Source organism: Phenylobacterium sp. LjRoot225 (assembly GCF_964252855.1).
Classification (GTDB): Bacteria; Pseudomonadota; Alphaproteobacteria; order Caulobacterales; family Caulobacteraceae; genus Phenylobacterium.
The window spans coordinates 222,665-237,788 of the sequence record NZ_CAXUPL020000004.1 but is presented as its reverse complement, the minus strand read 5'-3'; the positions used below and the strand labels follow the sequence as shown (position 1 = coordinate 237,788).

Genomic DNA, 15,124 nt, shown 5'->3' with positions numbered 1-15,124 from the left:
AAGTCGCTGCATCTCGGCCTAGGACGGCCTTCTCCATAGAGCGCTCAGGAGCTTTCGTGTCATTCGCCCGCGCCCCGCTGCGCTTCAGAGGACCAGACGCCGCCTTTGCACGCGAGCTCATTGCGCGCATCACGCGTTGGCTCCTGCTGGCCCTGGGCGGGACCCTGGCGCTGACGGGCGTGCTGATCGCCCCGCTTCCCGGGCCGCTGGGTGTGCCCCTGGTGGTCCTTGGGCTGATCCTCGTTCTGCGCAACTCCTTCGCCGCCAAACGGCAGTTCGTCCGCCTCCAGCGCGCCCGGCCGAAGATGGTGTTTCCGATCCGCCGGCTGCTGCGCCGGGAGCCGGAAGTCTTCCCGGTGGCCTGGCAGCAGTACCTGCGCGCCGAGCGCATGATCGCGCCGAAGCGGGCCCGCATCGGGGTGAAGACGCGACGCCGGCTGAAGCGGAAGTGGCGGGCCCGGCCCCTCTCCTAAGCCCCTTCGGACAACAGGGAGATGTGGGCGGCGACGACGCGCCAGCCGGCCTCCAGCCGCACCCAGGTCTGGCTCTGTCGTCCCGGCCGGTCGGCGCCGGCGCGCTGGAACTCGGTGTTGGCGGTGGCGTAGTCGCGGCCGAAGGTGGTGATCACCGTGTGATCGAGCGTCCGCTGCGGCGAGCCGCCGACGCGGGCGAGGCGGAAGGCGCGGATCTCCTCGATGCCGTAGAGGTTCTGCCCCGGCCCGTAGCGGACGGTGCGTCCGTCGGCCCAGAAGAAGGCGTCGAGCGCCTCCAGGTCGTTGGCCATCAGGGCGGCCTCATAGGCCTCGAAGGCGGCGCGGACTTCGGCCACGACCGCAGGGTCGTTGATCAGCATGGCTCCACCACCGGGGAGGCCGCCAAGCCCAGCGCCTCGAGGCGCGCCGCGGCGGCGAAGGCCAGGTCCTCGCGCCAGGGCGGCGCGATCAGCTGGACGCCGATCGGCTGACCGGAGGCGCAGCGCAGCGGGACGGCTGCCACCGGCAGGCCGATGGCGCTGATCGGCTGGGTCAGGACGCCGAGGTTGGGCCGCGTCGGGACCTCGTCGCCGCCGATCCGGATCGTCGCCTCGTCATGCCCAGGCGCCGGGACCGGGGTCGCCGGAGCCAGCAGCAGGTCGACGTCGCGGAAGGCCGCCATCGCCTCCTCGTAGAAGCTGCGGCGCAGGCGCTGGGCCTGGATCACCGCGTCGGCGGGCAGCAAGGCCCCGGACAGCAGGCGTCCGCGGGTCGCCGGATCGAAGTCCTGCGGACGGTCGCGGAGGCTGCGGCGGTGCAGGTTCGCCCCCGAGGAGGCGGTGATCACGAAGGCCGCCGAACGCGCGGTCTCCGCGCCGCTCAGCGTCACCCGCGCCCGTGCGCCCAGGGCGTCTGCGCAGGCGGCCACGGCGGCCCGCGCCTCCGGCCCCGCCATCTCGTGGAACCAGCCCTCCAGCACCCCCACGCGGGTCGGGGCCGCAGCCGTGGCGAGGCCCGGGCCGACGGGCTCCGCGGGGCGATCGACGCAGGCCGGGTCGCCGGCGTCGTGACCCTGCAGGGCGTCGTAGACGGCGGCGAGATCGGCGACGCTGCGGGCGAAGGGCCCCAGGTGGTCGAGGTCGAAGACGAAGGGGAAGGATCCGGTCCGCGGCAGCCGGCCGAAGGTCGGCTTCAGGCCGAAGACGCCGCAGAAGGAGGACGGCACGCGGATCGAGCCGTTGGTGTCCGATCCCAGCGCGAAGGCGCCCAGGCCTGCGGCCACCGCCGCCGCCGAGCCGCCCGAGGAGCCGCCGGCCGTGCGCCTGGCGTCGTGCGGATTGCGGGTCGTCCCGTGGTGGGCGTTGCGGGTGGTGAAGCCATAGGCGTACTCGTCCATCACCTGGACGCCGAGGAGCACGCCGCCCGCCCGTCGCATCCGTTCGACCAGGACGCCGTCCTGCGCCGCGGCCGGGCCGTTCGCGCCGATCTTCGAGCCGGCCGCCGTGGCCAGCCCGGCCACGTCGAACAGGTCCTTCACCCCATAGGGCGTCCCCGCCAGCGGTCCGGGGTCGCGGCCGTCACGGATCGCGGCGTCCACCAGGGCCGCCTCCGCCAGGGCGCGCTCGGCGAGCACCAGCCGGAAGGCGTTGAGCGGCCCGTTGAGCCGCTCGATCCGCTGCAGGTTTGCTTCGGCGACGCGGCTGGCGGTGAGCCGCCGGCCGCGGACCGCCGCCGCCGTCTCGGCGACGCCCAGTCCCTCGATTTCCGAGATCATGGGCGGAAGAGCGAAGCCGGCTCGGCGGTCGGCGGGAGCTCCGCCGACCGCACCCGTTCGAGATGAGGCCGCATCAGCCTCCAGGCTGCGGCGACCTCCCCCAGATGCTCCGGCCGGATCGTCAGGTCGAAGGCTTCGGCCAGGGTGCGGACTACCGCCTCGTCAGGGTCGTCGCCCCCGGTTTGCAATGAACTCATGGCTGCAACGAACTCATGCCGGCTCGCCCACTCCGTGTTCGATCGTCGGCGCATGGACGATCGCGGCGTCAGCTTGCTGCGCGCGCTTGGCGCAGACCAGCAGGAAGATGGCGCAACCGAGATAGCTCGCCGCGACCAGGGGGGTTTTGGCTATTCCGATGGCTTCGGAGTGGATCAGGCCGAAGAAAGTCAGCACCGCGCCGGCGAAGGCGAAGCAGGCCGCCTTGTCGAGCTTGCGGTCGATGATCAGCACGGCGACCGAGCCCAGGATGATGCCGGCCAGGGTCGCGCCGCTGCCGAGGATCGAAAGCCCGTGGTACAGCACGCCGCCCTGGGCCAGCTTGTCGAGGCCGACATCGGCGGCATTGGTCCCGGCCGCGCCCAGCGCATTGTCGATCTGCGTCTTGCCCCAGGCCGCCACCTGCGGAACCAGCGCCAGGACGACCGCCGGCGCATGGTTGTGCGGGCTCTCCTGGAAGGCCTGAGCGCCGATCAGCATGCCGATGTAGAGCAGGATCGGCAGCAGGGCGACGGAGGGAATGATCGCCATCAGCACGGCGACCACGCCCAGCCAGGTCAGCACCAGCATCAGGACGCCGGTGGCCGCCGAATAGCCGCCGCGCCCGCCCATGGCCTTCCAGCCGGGATGGCCGATGTAGACGGCGTTGATGAAGGGGTTGCCCATCAGGCAGCCGATCAGGCTGACCACGCCGTCGGCGGTGAGCACCCGGGTGGTCGGGAAGCTGTCCCCGGCCGCAGACGCGCTCTCGACGTTGTCCAGGGCTTCGACCAGGTCGTAGATGCCGAACGGAATGGCGGTGACCAGGATGACGCCGATGTATTTGAAGCCCCCGACCAGTTCCGGAATGGCCGGGGTCGGCAGGTGGAGGCCGAAGGTTCCGAGCGCCTCGCCGACCTGCGTCGGGCCGACGCCGCCCATGGGGTAGCCGGCCAGGGTGGCGACCCAGGCGATCCCGGCGCCGATGGCGATGGCCACCAGCCCGCCGGGCATGCCCTTCGGATAGCGCACCCCGCCCAGCCAGCTGATCAGGATCACCACCAGGCAGATCAGGCCGATACCCGGGGTGGTGAAGACCTGCGCCGCCGGGCTCATCGAGATGAAGGTCAGCGAAATGCCGGCCAGCGAGCCCAGCAGGGCGGCGCGGGGCGTGATCTTGCGGATCACCGGAGCGATGAAGCCGCCGATCATCAGCACGAAGCTCTGGACGAACACCCAGGTGAGGCCTGCGCCCCAGGCCTGCAGCGGGTCCTTGGTGGCGTTCAGGATCGGCATCATCACGACGAAGACGACGACGAACATGTGCGGCACGCTGATGCCCGACGGCAGGGCGCAGACGTCGGTGCGGCCGGTCTTGACGGCCAGCTGCCGCGCCAGCCAGGCGTAGTACATGGTGCTCAGGAACATCATCAGGCCGGTCGCCGGCAGGATGCGGCCGAAGACGATCTCGGACGGCATCTGCAGCACGAACCGCAGCAGGCCGGTCAGCACCAGGACGTTGACGAGGATGTTGGTGCCGAAGCCGAACAGCGCGTTCCAGTCGCCCGGCGTCCAGAACGGCGGGCGCGTGGCGGCGGACGCGGGGCCTGACCCCGGCGCGATGGACGTGGCGGTCATGGTTGGGCGCTCCTCTGGCGCGGGGACGCGGCGGACGCCGCGAGAGCTTGGATGATGGCGTCGGACGGGGCGACCCAGCCGACGACGCCCCCCTGGGCCTGGATCATCTCCAGGGCCTGGAGGTGAAATTCGGGGAAGTAGGAGCCGGTGCAGTCGGAGACGACCAGGACCTCGAAGCCGCGGTCGTTGCCCTCGCGCGCCGTGGTGTTGACGCAGACCTCGGTGGTGACCCCGCAGATCAGCAGCTGGGTGACGCCGCGGGCGCGCAGCATGAGCTCCAGGTCGGTGGCGTAGAAGGCGCCTTTGCCGGGCTTGTCGACCACCGGCTCGCCGGGCAGCGGCGCGAGTTCCGGGACGATGTCGTGACCCGCCTCGCCGCGCACCAGGATCCGGCCCATCGGGCCCTTGTCGCCGATCCTCAGCGACCCGCCGCCGCGCCGATGTTTGGCGAGGTGCAGGTCGCTGAGGTCCGGACGGTGGCCTTCGCGGGTGTGGACAACGAGCAAACCAGAGGCCCGCGCGGCCGCCAGCAGGCGCTGGGTCGGAGCGACGACGCCGGCCAGCTGGCCGACGTCATTCCCAAGAGCCGCCCCGAACCCGCCCGGTTGCAGGAAGTCACGCTGCATATCGATGATCACCAGGGCCGTCCGATCCGGCTCCAGCCGATAAGGATAAGGTCTGGCCTCGATATCCATTGCGACCTCCTGCATCTGTGCGACGACGTTAGAAGCCCAGGCCGACGCCGACCTGGACGAGATGCAGATTCCGATCGTCCATGCCGTTGTTGAGGATCGATTGGGCGGCCACCAGCTGATCGTTGATCAGGTAGTAGTACTGATAGCCGGCGTAGACCGACCAATGGCCGGTCGCCGGCGGGGTCTTCAGCGGCAGGGTCGCCTTCAAACCGGTCGAGAACACCCCGGCGTTCTGGTCGCCCCCCCAGTAGGACTTCGGCCCCACGGTCACCCAGGTCGGAGCCGAGAGCACGACCGGCGCGCCATAGGGATGCAGGTCCCAGGTCGGCACAGCGCCCAGTTCGATGTCGAAGGTGTCGCCGCGTTTGCCGAGAACGACGGTCGAGTCGCCGCTGACCGCCCAGAAGAACTTGGCGTAGGGGTTGATCGAGATCGGCGTGAGCTTGTCGGCGTAGGAAAGGCTGAACTCGATATTGTTCTCGGTGTCGAAGTTCCCCGGCGCGCTGATGAACTGAACGAATTGCGCCCCGATCGTCCAAGACTTGCCGAGCTTTGCATTGGCCCCGACGAACCAGTCGAACTCGTTGAGGGTCTGGACCCCGGCAGCGCCGGGATTGAAATCAGTCCAGGTGCCCGCCACCAGGGAGATGTCAGTCACCACGCCGGCGGGATCCTGCGGAAAATCGAGCACCAAGCCGTTCAGGAACTGTACGGTCGACCCTGTCGAGGTCACGTGCAGGCCGCGCGGCGTGATGTAGTCGTTCTTGACGGACAGGTCGGCGAAACCGTGCAGACTGGGCCCAGCCTCCTGCGCCAACGCCGGCGCCGATCCCAGGAATGCGATGGCCGCCGCCACCCCACAGATCTTCAGCATTGAGACACCCCCGCTTCACGCGCGCCTCAGCGGCGCGTCTGGAGGCATTGATGCATGCAATCCGTCCGGATTAACGTATTTTGCATACCAACGTCGGCGTTCGTTCACATCTGCGCGCTAGGCGAACAGTGTTTGATCAAGCTGCACACAGAACGAGATGTTGAGAGTGACGAAGGACGTGCCCCCATCCGCGGACGACGACCGCGCCCAGCGCCCGGGCTCGCGGAGCCTGGCCGAGCAGATCGAGGCGATCCTGCTGAGCGGCGAGCTCCTGCCCGGCGCCAAGCTCGACGAGCGCGGTCTGGCCCAGCGTTTTCAGGTGTCGCGCACACCGGTGCGCGAAGCCCTGCGCCAGCTCGCCAGCACCGGCCTGATCGAGCTTCGGCCCAACCGCGGGGCCTTCGTCGCCGAGATCACTCCGGAGCAGCTCGAGGAGATGTTCGTCGCCATGGCCGAGATGGAGGCGACCTGCGCACGCCTCGCCGCCATGAGCATGAGCCCGCTCGAACGCCGCGGCCTGCAGCGCCTGCACGAGCGCATGGGCGGCATGGCCGAGCGCGGCGAGGTGGACGAATTCCGCGCCGCCAACGAGACCTTCCACGCCCAGATCTACCAGGGGGCGCACAACAGCCTCCTGGAGGAGGCGACGACGGCGCTGCGACGGCGGGTGGCGGCCTACCGCCGGGCGCAGTTCCGCACCGCCGGCCGCCTGCCCAGCTCGCACGCCGAGCACGAGGCGGTGGTCAAGGCGATCATCTCCGGCGAACCCGCCCGCGCCCACGCCGCCATGCTGCAGCACGTCGACATCGTCGGCGCCTCCTTCGAGAAGCTCGCCCGCCTGGGCGTCGCCGTCCCTGCCGGGCAGGTCTGAGGGTAAGGCTCAAGCCTGAGCGCTAGCCGAAGACAAAATCCCCTGCGGTCAACTGGGCGACGGTCACGCCGCGCACCAGGATCTTGTTGTACGCGTCGAGGGAGATCTGCACCCCCTCCGCCGTGTTCTGGAAATGACTAGAGAGGTCGGCGAACCCGGTGAACCCGTAGCCGTCGACTTCGATCCGGTCCTTCCCCAGCTCGAAATCCACGATTTCATCCCGGCCGCCGTTCCACTGAATGACGAAGAGGTCGGCTCCGGTGGTCGCTGTCGACTGGACGGTCGCCGCGTCGCCCCACATTTGATCGTCGGCGCTGGAGGTCCCGACCACGGTGTCGTTCCCGCCCCTCGCGTGGTCCAGCAGCTCCGCGCCGTCGCCATAAAGCAAGTTCGTCCAATAGGGAGCGTGGTCCTCTCCGGTCACCACATCGTCGCCGCCTTGGGCGTTGTCGGTCAGCGAGCCGGCGTCTCCGAAAGCGACAACAGCCGTCACCGTGTCGCGCCCCCCCACGGCATTTCCGCTCATGGTCCCGGCGTCGCCATAGGCGACGCCGATCGAGAACTTGCCCGCCCCCGCAGCCGTGACCACGTCGTCGCCGCCGCGCGCGTAGTCCGTCATGGAATTGGCGTCGCCTATGCCGACGGAGCCGCCGAGAAAGACGCAGACGGCGCTGACGGTGTCGTCGCCGCCCGTGGCGTGCCCGCTCAACGACACAGCATCTCCCACGGACGTCGCTGTGCGCTGCCCGCTCGATGAGGAAATCTGGTCATCGCCGCCGTGGGCGTCGTCCGTGATCGAGAGTGCGTCCCCGATCACAATGGGCGACCAATAGGAGAGGGTGAGGATGTCGTCGCCGCCGCTGGCCTGGCCCGACAAGCCGTTCACGTCGCCGACCAAGGTCAACACCTGCGAAGGGGTTGAGGGGGGATCGCTGTAGTTCAGCGTTTCCCCTGCCGCCGCGGCGTGGCCGCTGAGAACGACGTCGCCGTCACCGAAAATGATCGTTCCGCCATGGTAGAGCTTCAGCGTCGTCGTCGACTTGTTGCCGGCCGGATCGGCCGCGGAGATCGTGAAGTTGTGGACCGTGTCGGCCAGGCCGGAGAGCGTCATGCTCCAGTTGGCGCCTTCGTCGACGACCGTCGTCCCGAGGATCGTCTCGCCTTCGGAGATCGTGATGACCGAGCCCGGCTCGGTCCCGCCGGCCATGAAGAGGTGCCCGGTCTCCTGGATGGCGAAGATGTTCGCCCCCGGCGCATGGGTGTCGACGGTGAAGGCCAGGGCTGCGCTGGGCGCGCTGGTGTTGCCGGCCTTGTCGGCGGCCGTGGCGGGGAGGCTGTGGTCGCCGTCGGCGAGCTTGCCCAGCGTATAGCTCCACGTGCCTGTCCCACTCGCCTGGACCTGGCCCAGCTTGGTCGCCCCGTCATAGACGGTGACGAAGGCGTAGGCCTGGGCCTTGCCGGTGAGCGCCTGGTTGGCGACGTCGTGGGCGGCGTTGACATAGCCGCCGATGATCTTGGCGTCCGCAAGGCCGCTGGGCGCGCCCGGCGCATGGGTGTCGACTGTGAAGGCCAGGATGTCGCTGCGGTCGCTGGTGTTGCCGACGATGTCGGTGGCGCTCGCCGTCAGCTTGTGGGCGCCCTCGGAGAGCTGCCCCAGGGTGAAGCTCCAGGTCCCGTCGCCGCCGGCCTTGACGGTCCCCAGCTGGATTTCGCCGTCGTAGACGGTGACCGTGGCGCCCGCGTCGGTCTTGCCGGTGAAGGCCTGGCTGGCGGTGTTGTGCTCCGCGTTGACGTGGCCCTTCGAGATGGCGGCGTCGGCCAGGGTTCCGGGCTTGGATGGCGGCCGGGTGTCGACCTTGAAGCTGAGGATCTCGCTCGCGGCGCTGACGTGTCCCTCCGCGTCGACGGCGGTGGCGGTCAGCTTGTAGGGCCCGTCCGCCAGCCGCCCGAGCGTGAAGCTCCAGGCCCCGCTCTCGTCGGCGGTGGCGGTCCCGAGCTGGGTCGCGCCGTTGTACACCCTCACCGTGGCCCCCGCATCGGCCAGGCCGGTCAGCGTCTGGCTCGCGGTGTCGCGGACGTTGTTGACGTAGCCGTTGACGATGGCGACGTCCGCCAGGCCGCTGGGCGACGTCGGACCTAGGGAAGCGCCTAGAATAGTCGTCGGCATAGTCGCCCCCCTCGTCCTCCACGCAATGGAAGGCTAATGAAGGCTAGGCGTAATTTGTAATAACTACCACTTTAGATTGTCCATCCGTGGCGTCTTGGCGGCCTGGCGCGGCTCTCCGCCAAAACGAAAAAAGCCCCGGAGTGAACTCCGGGGCCTTTCTCAATTCAGATGCCGCGGAAACTACTGCAGCTTGGTCGCGATCTGGCTGATCGCCGCGTCGACCAGGGGGTCCGCCTTGGCGCCGACGAGGCGTTGGGCGAGCATGGTCTCGGCGGCCTGGGTGGCCATGTCGGCGGCCACCGCCTTGACGTCGGCCGCGGCCTGCGCCTCGGCCGTGGCGATCTTGCGTTCGGCCATCAGCTGACGCCGGGCCAGGCTCTCTTCGAGCTTGGCCTTGGCGTCGGCTTCCAGGCGCGCGACCTGGGCGTGAGCCTGGGCCAGCATTTCCTTGGCGTGACGCTCGGCCTCGGCGCGTTCGGCCTTCAGGGTCTCGAGCAGGCGCTGGGCCTCCTCGCGGATCCGGGCCGCCTCGTCGAGGTTGGTCTGGATCGCCTGGGACTGGGCGTCGAGGGCGCTGAGGATCTTCGCCGGCGCCTTGGCGACGAAAACGACGATCGCCAGGAAGATGAGCAAGCCGACGCCGACCCAGAATTCGGCCTCGGCGGGGTTCAGGAGCGCGGGCATCAGGCCACTCCTTCCGGCGTGCGGGCGGTCAGCGCCGCATCCACCTCGGTCCGCGAAGGCGCGGCTCCGGTGAGTTTGGCGACGATCGCTTGAGCGGTCTCGGCGGCGATCTGTCCGACGTTGGCCATGGCCTGGTCGCGCATGGCGCGGATCCGGGTCTCGGCCTTCTCCAACTCGGCCTGGAGGCGCAGGTCCTCGGCGGCTTGGCTGGCGGTGAGATCGGCCTGCGCCTTGGCCTTGGCCTCGGTCGCGAAGCGGCGCGCCTGGGCGCGGGCGTCGTCGATCTCGGCCTTGGCGGCGGCGGCCTGGGCGTCAGCCTCGGCCTGGACGCGCCGCGCCTGCTCCACCGCGTCAGCGATGGTCTTGGCGCGGGTGTCCTGGATGCCGCGCAGGCGAGGCACGAAGACCTTCGCCAGCAGGGCGTACAGGACCGCGAACACGATGAGCAGCCAGATGACCTGGCCGCCCCAATGTTCCACCTGGAATTGCGGCAGGCCGCCGCTCTTGTGCGGTTGCTCGCTGGTCGCCGTCGTGTGGGCGGCTTCCCCAGAGGGCAGAGCGCCCTCCGTTGCGACGACCGTCTCGGTATGGGTTTCGGCGGCCATAAGGCTTCGTCGATCCTAAGACGGCGAGGCGGGGGAAACCCGCCTCGCGCAGGGCGATTAGCTGAAGAGGATGAGCAGGCCGAGCACGAAGGCCAGAATGCCCAGGGCTTCGGTCAGAGCCGCGCCCAGGATCAGGTTCGTGAACTGGCCGCCGGCGGCCGACGGGTTGCGGGTCGCGCCTTGCAGGAAGCCCGAGAAGATCATGCCGACGCCGATGGCGGCGCCCAGCATGCCGAGGGTGGCGATGCCCGCACCGATGAACTTAGCCGCTGCCGGATCCATGTTTTTTAGTCCCGTCTAATTATGAGAGTTGATGTTGTGTTGGTTGGGTAGTTCGGCCGTCAGTGATGATGGCCGAGGTTCACCACGTCGTTGAGATAGACGCAGGCGAGAACCGCGAAGACGAAGGCCTGAAGGAAGGCCACCAGGAACTCCAGCGCCGTCAGCGCCACCACGCCGCCGAGCGCGAGCGCGGCGCCGGGGATGCCCAGCAGGCCCAGGCCGCCGCCGGCGGCGAGCGTGCCCAGCGAGACCACGAAGCCGGCGAACACCTTCATCGCCACGTGGCCGCCCAGCATGTTGCCGAACAGACGAAGGGCGAGGGTGACCGGGCGCAGCAGGAAGGAGATCACTTCGATCGGGGTGACCAGGATCAGCATGTACCAGGGCACGCCCGAGGGGAAAAACAGCTTGAAGAAGCCCAGGCCGTTGCGGGCGAAACCGACGCCCAGCACCAGCAGGAAGGTCATGACGCCGAGCGTGGCGGTCACCGCCAGCTGCGAGGTCGCGGTGAACACCAGGAACAGGCCCAGGACGTTCATCGTCAGAATGAACAGGAAGATGGTAAACAGGAAGGGGAAGAACTTCCGCCCCTCGTGGCCGATGATCCCGACCGCGAGGTTGTCGATATAGTTGAAGGCGGCCTCGCCGATCACCTGGACCCGGCCCGGCACGACCTGCGGCCTGGCCGTGACAGCCGCCATGAAGGCGACGATCAGACCGGCGGCGAGGGTCATAGCCAGCGTCGAGTTGGTCAGCGCCATATCAATGGCGCCAACGCCCGGAAGGGTGATGTCGGGCAGATCCACAATCTTGTGAATCTCAAACTGATGCATCGGGTCGGCCATGCCGCCTCGGTCTCCGTTAATCGTCTTCTTTGTCGTCCTCGGGGCCGAGATCCTGTGGCGGACCCCAATCCTGCGCAGCTTCCGCGGCCATCGCCTTGGCTGACCGAATGGTCATCCAGAGCGAAACGCCGAAGCCGGCAAGGACCCCGATGATCAGTCCCCAAGGCTTCGTCCCGGCGATCGCATCGATCGCAAAGCCGAAACCCAACCCCACAAAAACCCCGCCTATCAACAAGCCCAGCAGCCGATAGCCGTAGCCGGCGGCATGTGAGCCCAAGTCACGCGGCTCCGGGTTGGCGCGCGCTTCAAGCGCGCCGGCCCTTTGCTGGAGGCGACGAATCGTCTCTTCGCGGGTCTCGTCCGGAGGTGGCATGCGTCTAGGTCACCTAGGCGACCACGACGTCGCCGCCGCGGTAGGGGGCTTCGAAAGTCGCGCGGAACCTATAGAGCGTGGTGCGGTGCGTCAAGGCTGGGCGAATATTGTCTATCCGATTGAATACGCAGAGTTTTTCGTCCAAAACCTCTATCCACAGGGCCGGCAACGCTACAATCTCGAAATATCCGCCCGCCCGGCGCCTTATTGCGCGGCCATGGCGGCGGCCTGATGCAGGTCGACAGAGACCAGCTGCGACACGCCGCGCTCGCCCATGGTCACCCCGAACAGCCGGTCCATCCGCGCCATGGTCACCGGGTTGTGGGTGATGGCGATGAAGCGGGTCTTGGTTCGCCGCGCCATCTCGTCCAGCATGTTGCAGAAGCGGTCGACATTGGCGTCGTCGAGCGGGGCGTCGACCTCGTCGAGCACGCAGATCGGCGCCGGCTGGGCCAGGAAGACGGCGAAGATCAGGGCCGCCGCCGTCAGCGCCTGTTCGCCGCCGCTCATCAGGCTCATGGTCGCCATCCGCTTGCCGGGCGGACAGGCGTAGATCTCCAGCCCCGCCTCCAGCGGATCCTCGGATTCCACCAGGCGCAGCTCCGCCTGGCCGCCTTCGAACAAGGTGGCGAACAGGGTCTTGAAGTGCTCGTTGATGATGTCGAAGGCGGCGACCAGCCGTTCGCGCCCCTCGCCGTTCAGCTCGTCGATGCCCTGGCGCAGCCGGGCGATCGCGCCGGTGAGGTCCGAGCGCTCGGTCTGCATGGTGTGCAGCCTTGCAGCGTGTTCGCCCGCCTCCTCCTCGGCCCGCAGGTTGACCGGCCCGACGCCGTCGCGCTGGCGTTCCAGATTATGGAGGTGGGCCTCGATGCCGCCGGCGTCGCCCGGGATGGCCACGGCCTCGTCGGCCATCCGGCGGGCGAGCTCCTCCGGCTCGACGCGGGCGGTCTCGCGGATCTGCGCCGTGACCTCGCCCAGCCTTTGCTGCGCGGCCTCGGCGTGGGCGGACAGGCTGGCGCGGACCTCGCGAGCCTCGGCGGCCGCGGCGTCGCCGGCGCGCAAGGCCCGGTCGGCCTCGGTGCGCTCCCGCTCGCCGGCGGCCAGAGCATCGGACGATTTGGCGCGGCGGGCCTCGGCGGCGGAGAACTCGTCCAGCAGGACCGCGCGGCGGGTCTCCAGCGTGCCGGGCGCAGCCTCGGCGGCGCGTAAGGACGCCTCGGCCTTGCCGCGCGCCTCGGTGAGCGCCTCCAGACGCCGTGCGGCGGCCTGGGCCCGGCGGGTCCAGTCGTCGCGGTCCTTGGTCAGGCTCTCCAGCCGCCGCGCCCGACCGTCGCGCTCGCGGACCTCCTGCTCCAGGGCGCTGCGGGCGGCGTTCGCCGTCTCCCGGGCGCGGCCCTGGCTGGCCCGCGCCTCGGCCAGCTCGCGCGGCAGGTCGGTGACAGGGCCGCCCTCGCCGGCGTCGGCGCGGGCCTGGTCGAACGCCGCCTGGTGCTCGGCCAGCTCCGCCGCGAAGCGGCTGATCAGCTCGTCGAGCGAAGCGGCCTGGGCCTCCTTGCGGGCGGCCTCCTGTTCGAAACGGGCCAGCGCCTGGCGGGCGGCGGCGGCCTTCTGCTCCCAGAGGGGCGGCTCACGGCGGCCGGCCTTCAGCGCCTCCTCCGCAGCGCGCAGGGCGGCGGCGGCCTGGCCCAGGGTCTCGCGCGCGGCCGTGGCGCGGGGAGCCAGGGCCTCGATCTCATTCTCCAGCTCGGCGAGCCGGGTCTTCTGCTCCATCCGCACCGCGGCGGGCTTTGGCGCGTCGGCCCGGGCGGTGAAGCCGTCCCAGCGCCAGAGGTCGCCCTCCCTCGAGACCAGCCGGCAACCTGGCGGAAGCTGGCCCTGCAGCCGCGCGCCGTCGGCGCGGGCGACCAGGGCGGTGAAGGCCAGCCGCGCGGCCAGCGCCTCGGGCGCCTTCACCAGCGGACCAAGCGGCGCAGCCCCGTCCGGCCAGGCCGGAGCCCCGGCTTCGCGGCCGCCCCAGTAGGCCGGCGCCTTGGCGTCGAGGGCTGCGTCCAGGTCGTCGCCCAGGGCCGCGGCCAACGCAGCCTCGTAGCCGCGGTCGGGGCGCACGGAGTCCAGCGCCGGGGCGAAGCCGCCGCGGCGGGCCTGGGTCGCGACGCTGGCGAGCGCCCGGGCCTCCGCCGTCAGCCGGCTGAGCTGTTCGTCGAGCTTGCGGGCCGCGTCGCGGGCGACGGCCTCGGTCTCGATGGTCCTGGACCGGGTCTCTTCGGCCGCCTCCAGCGCGGCGCGGGCGGCGGCCAGGGCCGCCTCGGCGGCGTCCAGATCAGACTTCGCCTGGACCGCCTGAGGATTGGCGGCCAGGCCGAGCGCCTCGCGCTCGCGGCGGGCCTGGTCGAGGGCGCGCTGGGTGCGGCTGACGCGCGCCTCGGCCTCCTGGACCCGCTGGGTCGCGGCGCGGCGCTGGGCCTCGTCGGCGGCGACCTGGGCGGCGAGCCGTTCGACCTCGGCGTCGGCGGCGGCGCGGGCGGCCTCGGCGGCGCGGGCGGCGGCCTCCATCTCCGCGGCCATCCTGCACAAGCTGGCCACCGCGGCCTCCAGCGCGCCGAGGTCCCCGGCCAGCCGCTTCAAGGCGGCGTCGGCGTCCTCGACGATGTGCGCCTCGCGGGCGCGGTCGGCGTCGATGCGGGCGATCTCGTCGGACAGGCGGGCGAGTTCGGCGGCGTAGGCCTCGGCCTCGCGGTCGAGCCGCTCCTTGTCGATGGCCAGCTTGTGCAGGATGGCCGCGGAGATCGTCTCGGCCTCGCGCAGCGGCTTCAGGGCTTCTTCGGCCTGGGTCGACCGCAGGGTCGCCTGGGCGGCGGCGCGCGCCGTCTCCTCCACCGCACGGGCCGCGGCGTGCGCCTCCGACGTCAGCCGTTGGGCCGCCTCGCGGGCCTCGTTCCAGCGGGCGTAGAGCACGGCGCCCTGCAGGGCGCGGATCTCGGCGGACAGCTTCTTGTAGCGTTCGGCCTGACGGGCCTCGCGCCTCAGCCGGTTCAGCGCGCTCTCCAGCTCGCGGGCGACGTCGTCGAGGCGGGCGAGGTTGGCCTCCGCGGCCCTGAGACGCAGCTCCGCCTCGTGCCGGCGCGAGTGCAGGCCGGAAACCCCCGCCGCCTCTTCCAGGATCATCCGGCGGTTCTGCGGCTTGGCGCCGATCAGCTCGGAGATCTGCCCCTGGCGCACCAGGGCCGGCGAATTCGAGCCCGTCGAGGCGTCGGCGAACAAGAGCTGGACGTCGCGGGCGCGGACCTCGCGGCCGTTGATGCGGTAGGTCGAGCCGGCGCCGCGGTCGATCCGGCGCACCACCTCCAGCACCGGATGGTCATTGAAGCTGGGCGGCGCCCGGCGCTCGGCGTTGTCGATGGTGAGCTGGACCTCGGCGTGGTTGCGCGACGCACGCGCGCCGGAGCCGGCGAAGATCACGTCGTCCATGCCGCCCGCCCGCAGCGCCTTGGCGGAATTGGCGCCCATCACCCAGCGCAGCGCCTCCAGCAGGTTCGACTTGCCGCAGCCGTTCGGCCCGACGATGCCCGTCAGGCCAGGCTCGATCCTGAACTCCGTCGCATCGACGAAGGACTTGAAGCCGGAAAGGCGCAGCCGCTGGAAATGCAC

The 15,124-nt window shown here is 70.1% G+C and carries 15 protein-coding genes; 2 read left to right on the top strand and 13 right to left on the bottom strand.

Going from position 1 to position 15,124, the window contains the following annotated elements; translation table 11 throughout:
* The first annotated feature begins 56 nt into the window (after positions 1–56).
* Positions 57–473, top strand: coding sequence for a hypothetical protein (locus ACSQ2B_RS21140; protein WP_436053001.1), 417 nt, complete (start codon positions 57–59; stop codon positions 471–473).
* Here the strand turns inward: ACSQ2B_RS21140 and hpxZ are convergent.
* Genes hpxZ through ACSQ2B_RS21110 form a run of 6 tightly spaced genes read right to left on the bottom strand, consistent with a single transcriptional unit; the run spans position 470 to position 5,649 of the window.
* Positions 470–853, bottom strand: coding sequence for an oxalurate catabolism protein HpxZ (hpxZ, locus tag ACSQ2B_RS21135; RefSeq protein ID WP_436053000.1), 384 nt, complete (start codon positions 851–853; stop codon positions 470–472). The genes ACSQ2B_RS21140 and hpxZ overlap by 4 nt on opposite strands.
* A complete protein-coding gene (locus ACSQ2B_RS21130; RefSeq protein ID WP_436052999.1) occupies positions 847–2,247 on the bottom strand; it encodes an AtzE family amidohydrolase in 1,401 nt (466 codons plus the stop codon). The genes hpxZ and ACSQ2B_RS21130 overlap by 7 nt, the downstream gene beginning before the upstream one ends.
* The gene (locus tag ACSQ2B_RS21125; protein WP_436052998.1) at positions 2,244–2,444 is read right to left on the bottom strand and encodes a hypothetical protein; all 201 of its coding nucleotides are present in this window, start codon (positions 2,442–2,444) and stop codon (positions 2,244–2,246) included. Before ACSQ2B_RS21125 ends, ACSQ2B_RS21130 begins: the two co-directional genes overlap by 4 nt.
* Before the next feature lie 13 nt (positions 2,445–2,457).
* Positions 2,458–4,080, bottom strand: a complete 1,623-nt coding sequence (locus ACSQ2B_RS21120; RefSeq protein ID WP_436052996.1) for a hypothetical protein — start codon at positions 4,078–4,080, stop codon at positions 2,458–2,460.
* A complete protein-coding gene (locus ACSQ2B_RS21115; RefSeq protein ID WP_436052995.1) occupies positions 4,077–4,775 on the bottom strand; it encodes a cysteine hydrolase family protein in 699 nt (232 codons plus the stop codon). The genes ACSQ2B_RS21120 and ACSQ2B_RS21115 overlap by 4 nt, the downstream gene beginning before the upstream one ends.
* A 28-nt stretch (positions 4,776–4,803) precedes the next feature.
* On the bottom strand, positions 4,804–5,649 hold the full coding sequence (locus ACSQ2B_RS21110) for a hypothetical protein (protein ID WP_436052994.1): 846 nt from the start codon (positions 5,647–5,649) through the stop codon (positions 4,804–4,806).
* A gap of 166 nt (positions 5,650–5,815) precedes the next feature.
* On the opposite strand from ACSQ2B_RS21110, the gene ACSQ2B_RS21105 reads away from it, so the two are divergent.
* Complete coding sequence (locus tag ACSQ2B_RS21105) at positions 5,816–6,520, top strand: GntR family transcriptional regulator (protein WP_436052992.1); 705 nt, start codon at positions 5,816–5,818, stop codon at positions 6,518–6,520.
* 22 nt (positions 6,521–6,542) lie between these two features.
* Here the strand turns inward: ACSQ2B_RS21105 and ACSQ2B_RS21100 are convergent, their stop codons facing one another.
* From ACSQ2B_RS21100 to ACSQ2B_RS21070, 7 genes are all read right to left on the bottom strand, one after another.
* Complete coding sequence (locus ACSQ2B_RS21100; protein WP_436052990.1) at positions 6,543–8,687, bottom strand: Ig-like domain-containing protein; 2,145 nt, start codon at positions 8,685–8,687, stop codon at positions 6,543–6,545.
* Between the two features lie 180 nt (positions 8,688–8,867).
* Complete coding sequence (locus ACSQ2B_RS21095) at positions 8,868–9,371, bottom strand: F0F1 ATP synthase subunit B (RefSeq protein ID WP_436052988.1); 504 nt, start codon at positions 9,369–9,371, stop codon at positions 8,868–8,870.
* Positions 9,371–9,976: a F0F1 ATP synthase subunit B family protein gene (locus ACSQ2B_RS21090; RefSeq protein WP_436052987.1), complete on the bottom strand. Its 606-nt coding sequence runs from the start codon at positions 9,974–9,976 to the stop codon at positions 9,371–9,373. The genes ACSQ2B_RS21095 and ACSQ2B_RS21090 overlap by 1 nt, the downstream gene beginning before the upstream one ends.
* 57 nt (positions 9,977–10,033) lie before the next feature.
* On the bottom strand, positions 10,034–10,258 hold the full coding sequence (locus ACSQ2B_RS21085; protein WP_436052985.1) for a F0F1 ATP synthase subunit C: 225 nt from the start codon (positions 10,256–10,258) through the stop codon (positions 10,034–10,036).
* Between the two features lie 59 nt (positions 10,259–10,317).
* Positions 10,318–11,103 carry a F0F1 ATP synthase subunit A gene (locus tag ACSQ2B_RS21080; RefSeq protein WP_436052983.1) on the bottom strand — a complete coding sequence of 262 codons (786 nt, stop codon included), beginning with the start codon at positions 11,101–11,103 and terminating at the stop codon, positions 10,318–10,320.
* Between the two features lie 16 nt (positions 11,104–11,119).
* Positions 11,120–11,476, bottom strand: a complete 357-nt coding sequence (locus tag ACSQ2B_RS21075; protein ID WP_436052981.1) for an AtpZ/AtpI family protein — start codon at positions 11,474–11,476, stop codon at positions 11,120–11,122.
* Positions 11,477–11,680: 204 nt separating this feature from the next.
* Complete coding sequence (locus ACSQ2B_RS21070; RefSeq protein ID WP_436052980.1) at positions 11,681–15,124, bottom strand: AAA family ATPase; 3,444 nt, start codon at positions 15,122–15,124, stop codon at positions 11,681–11,683.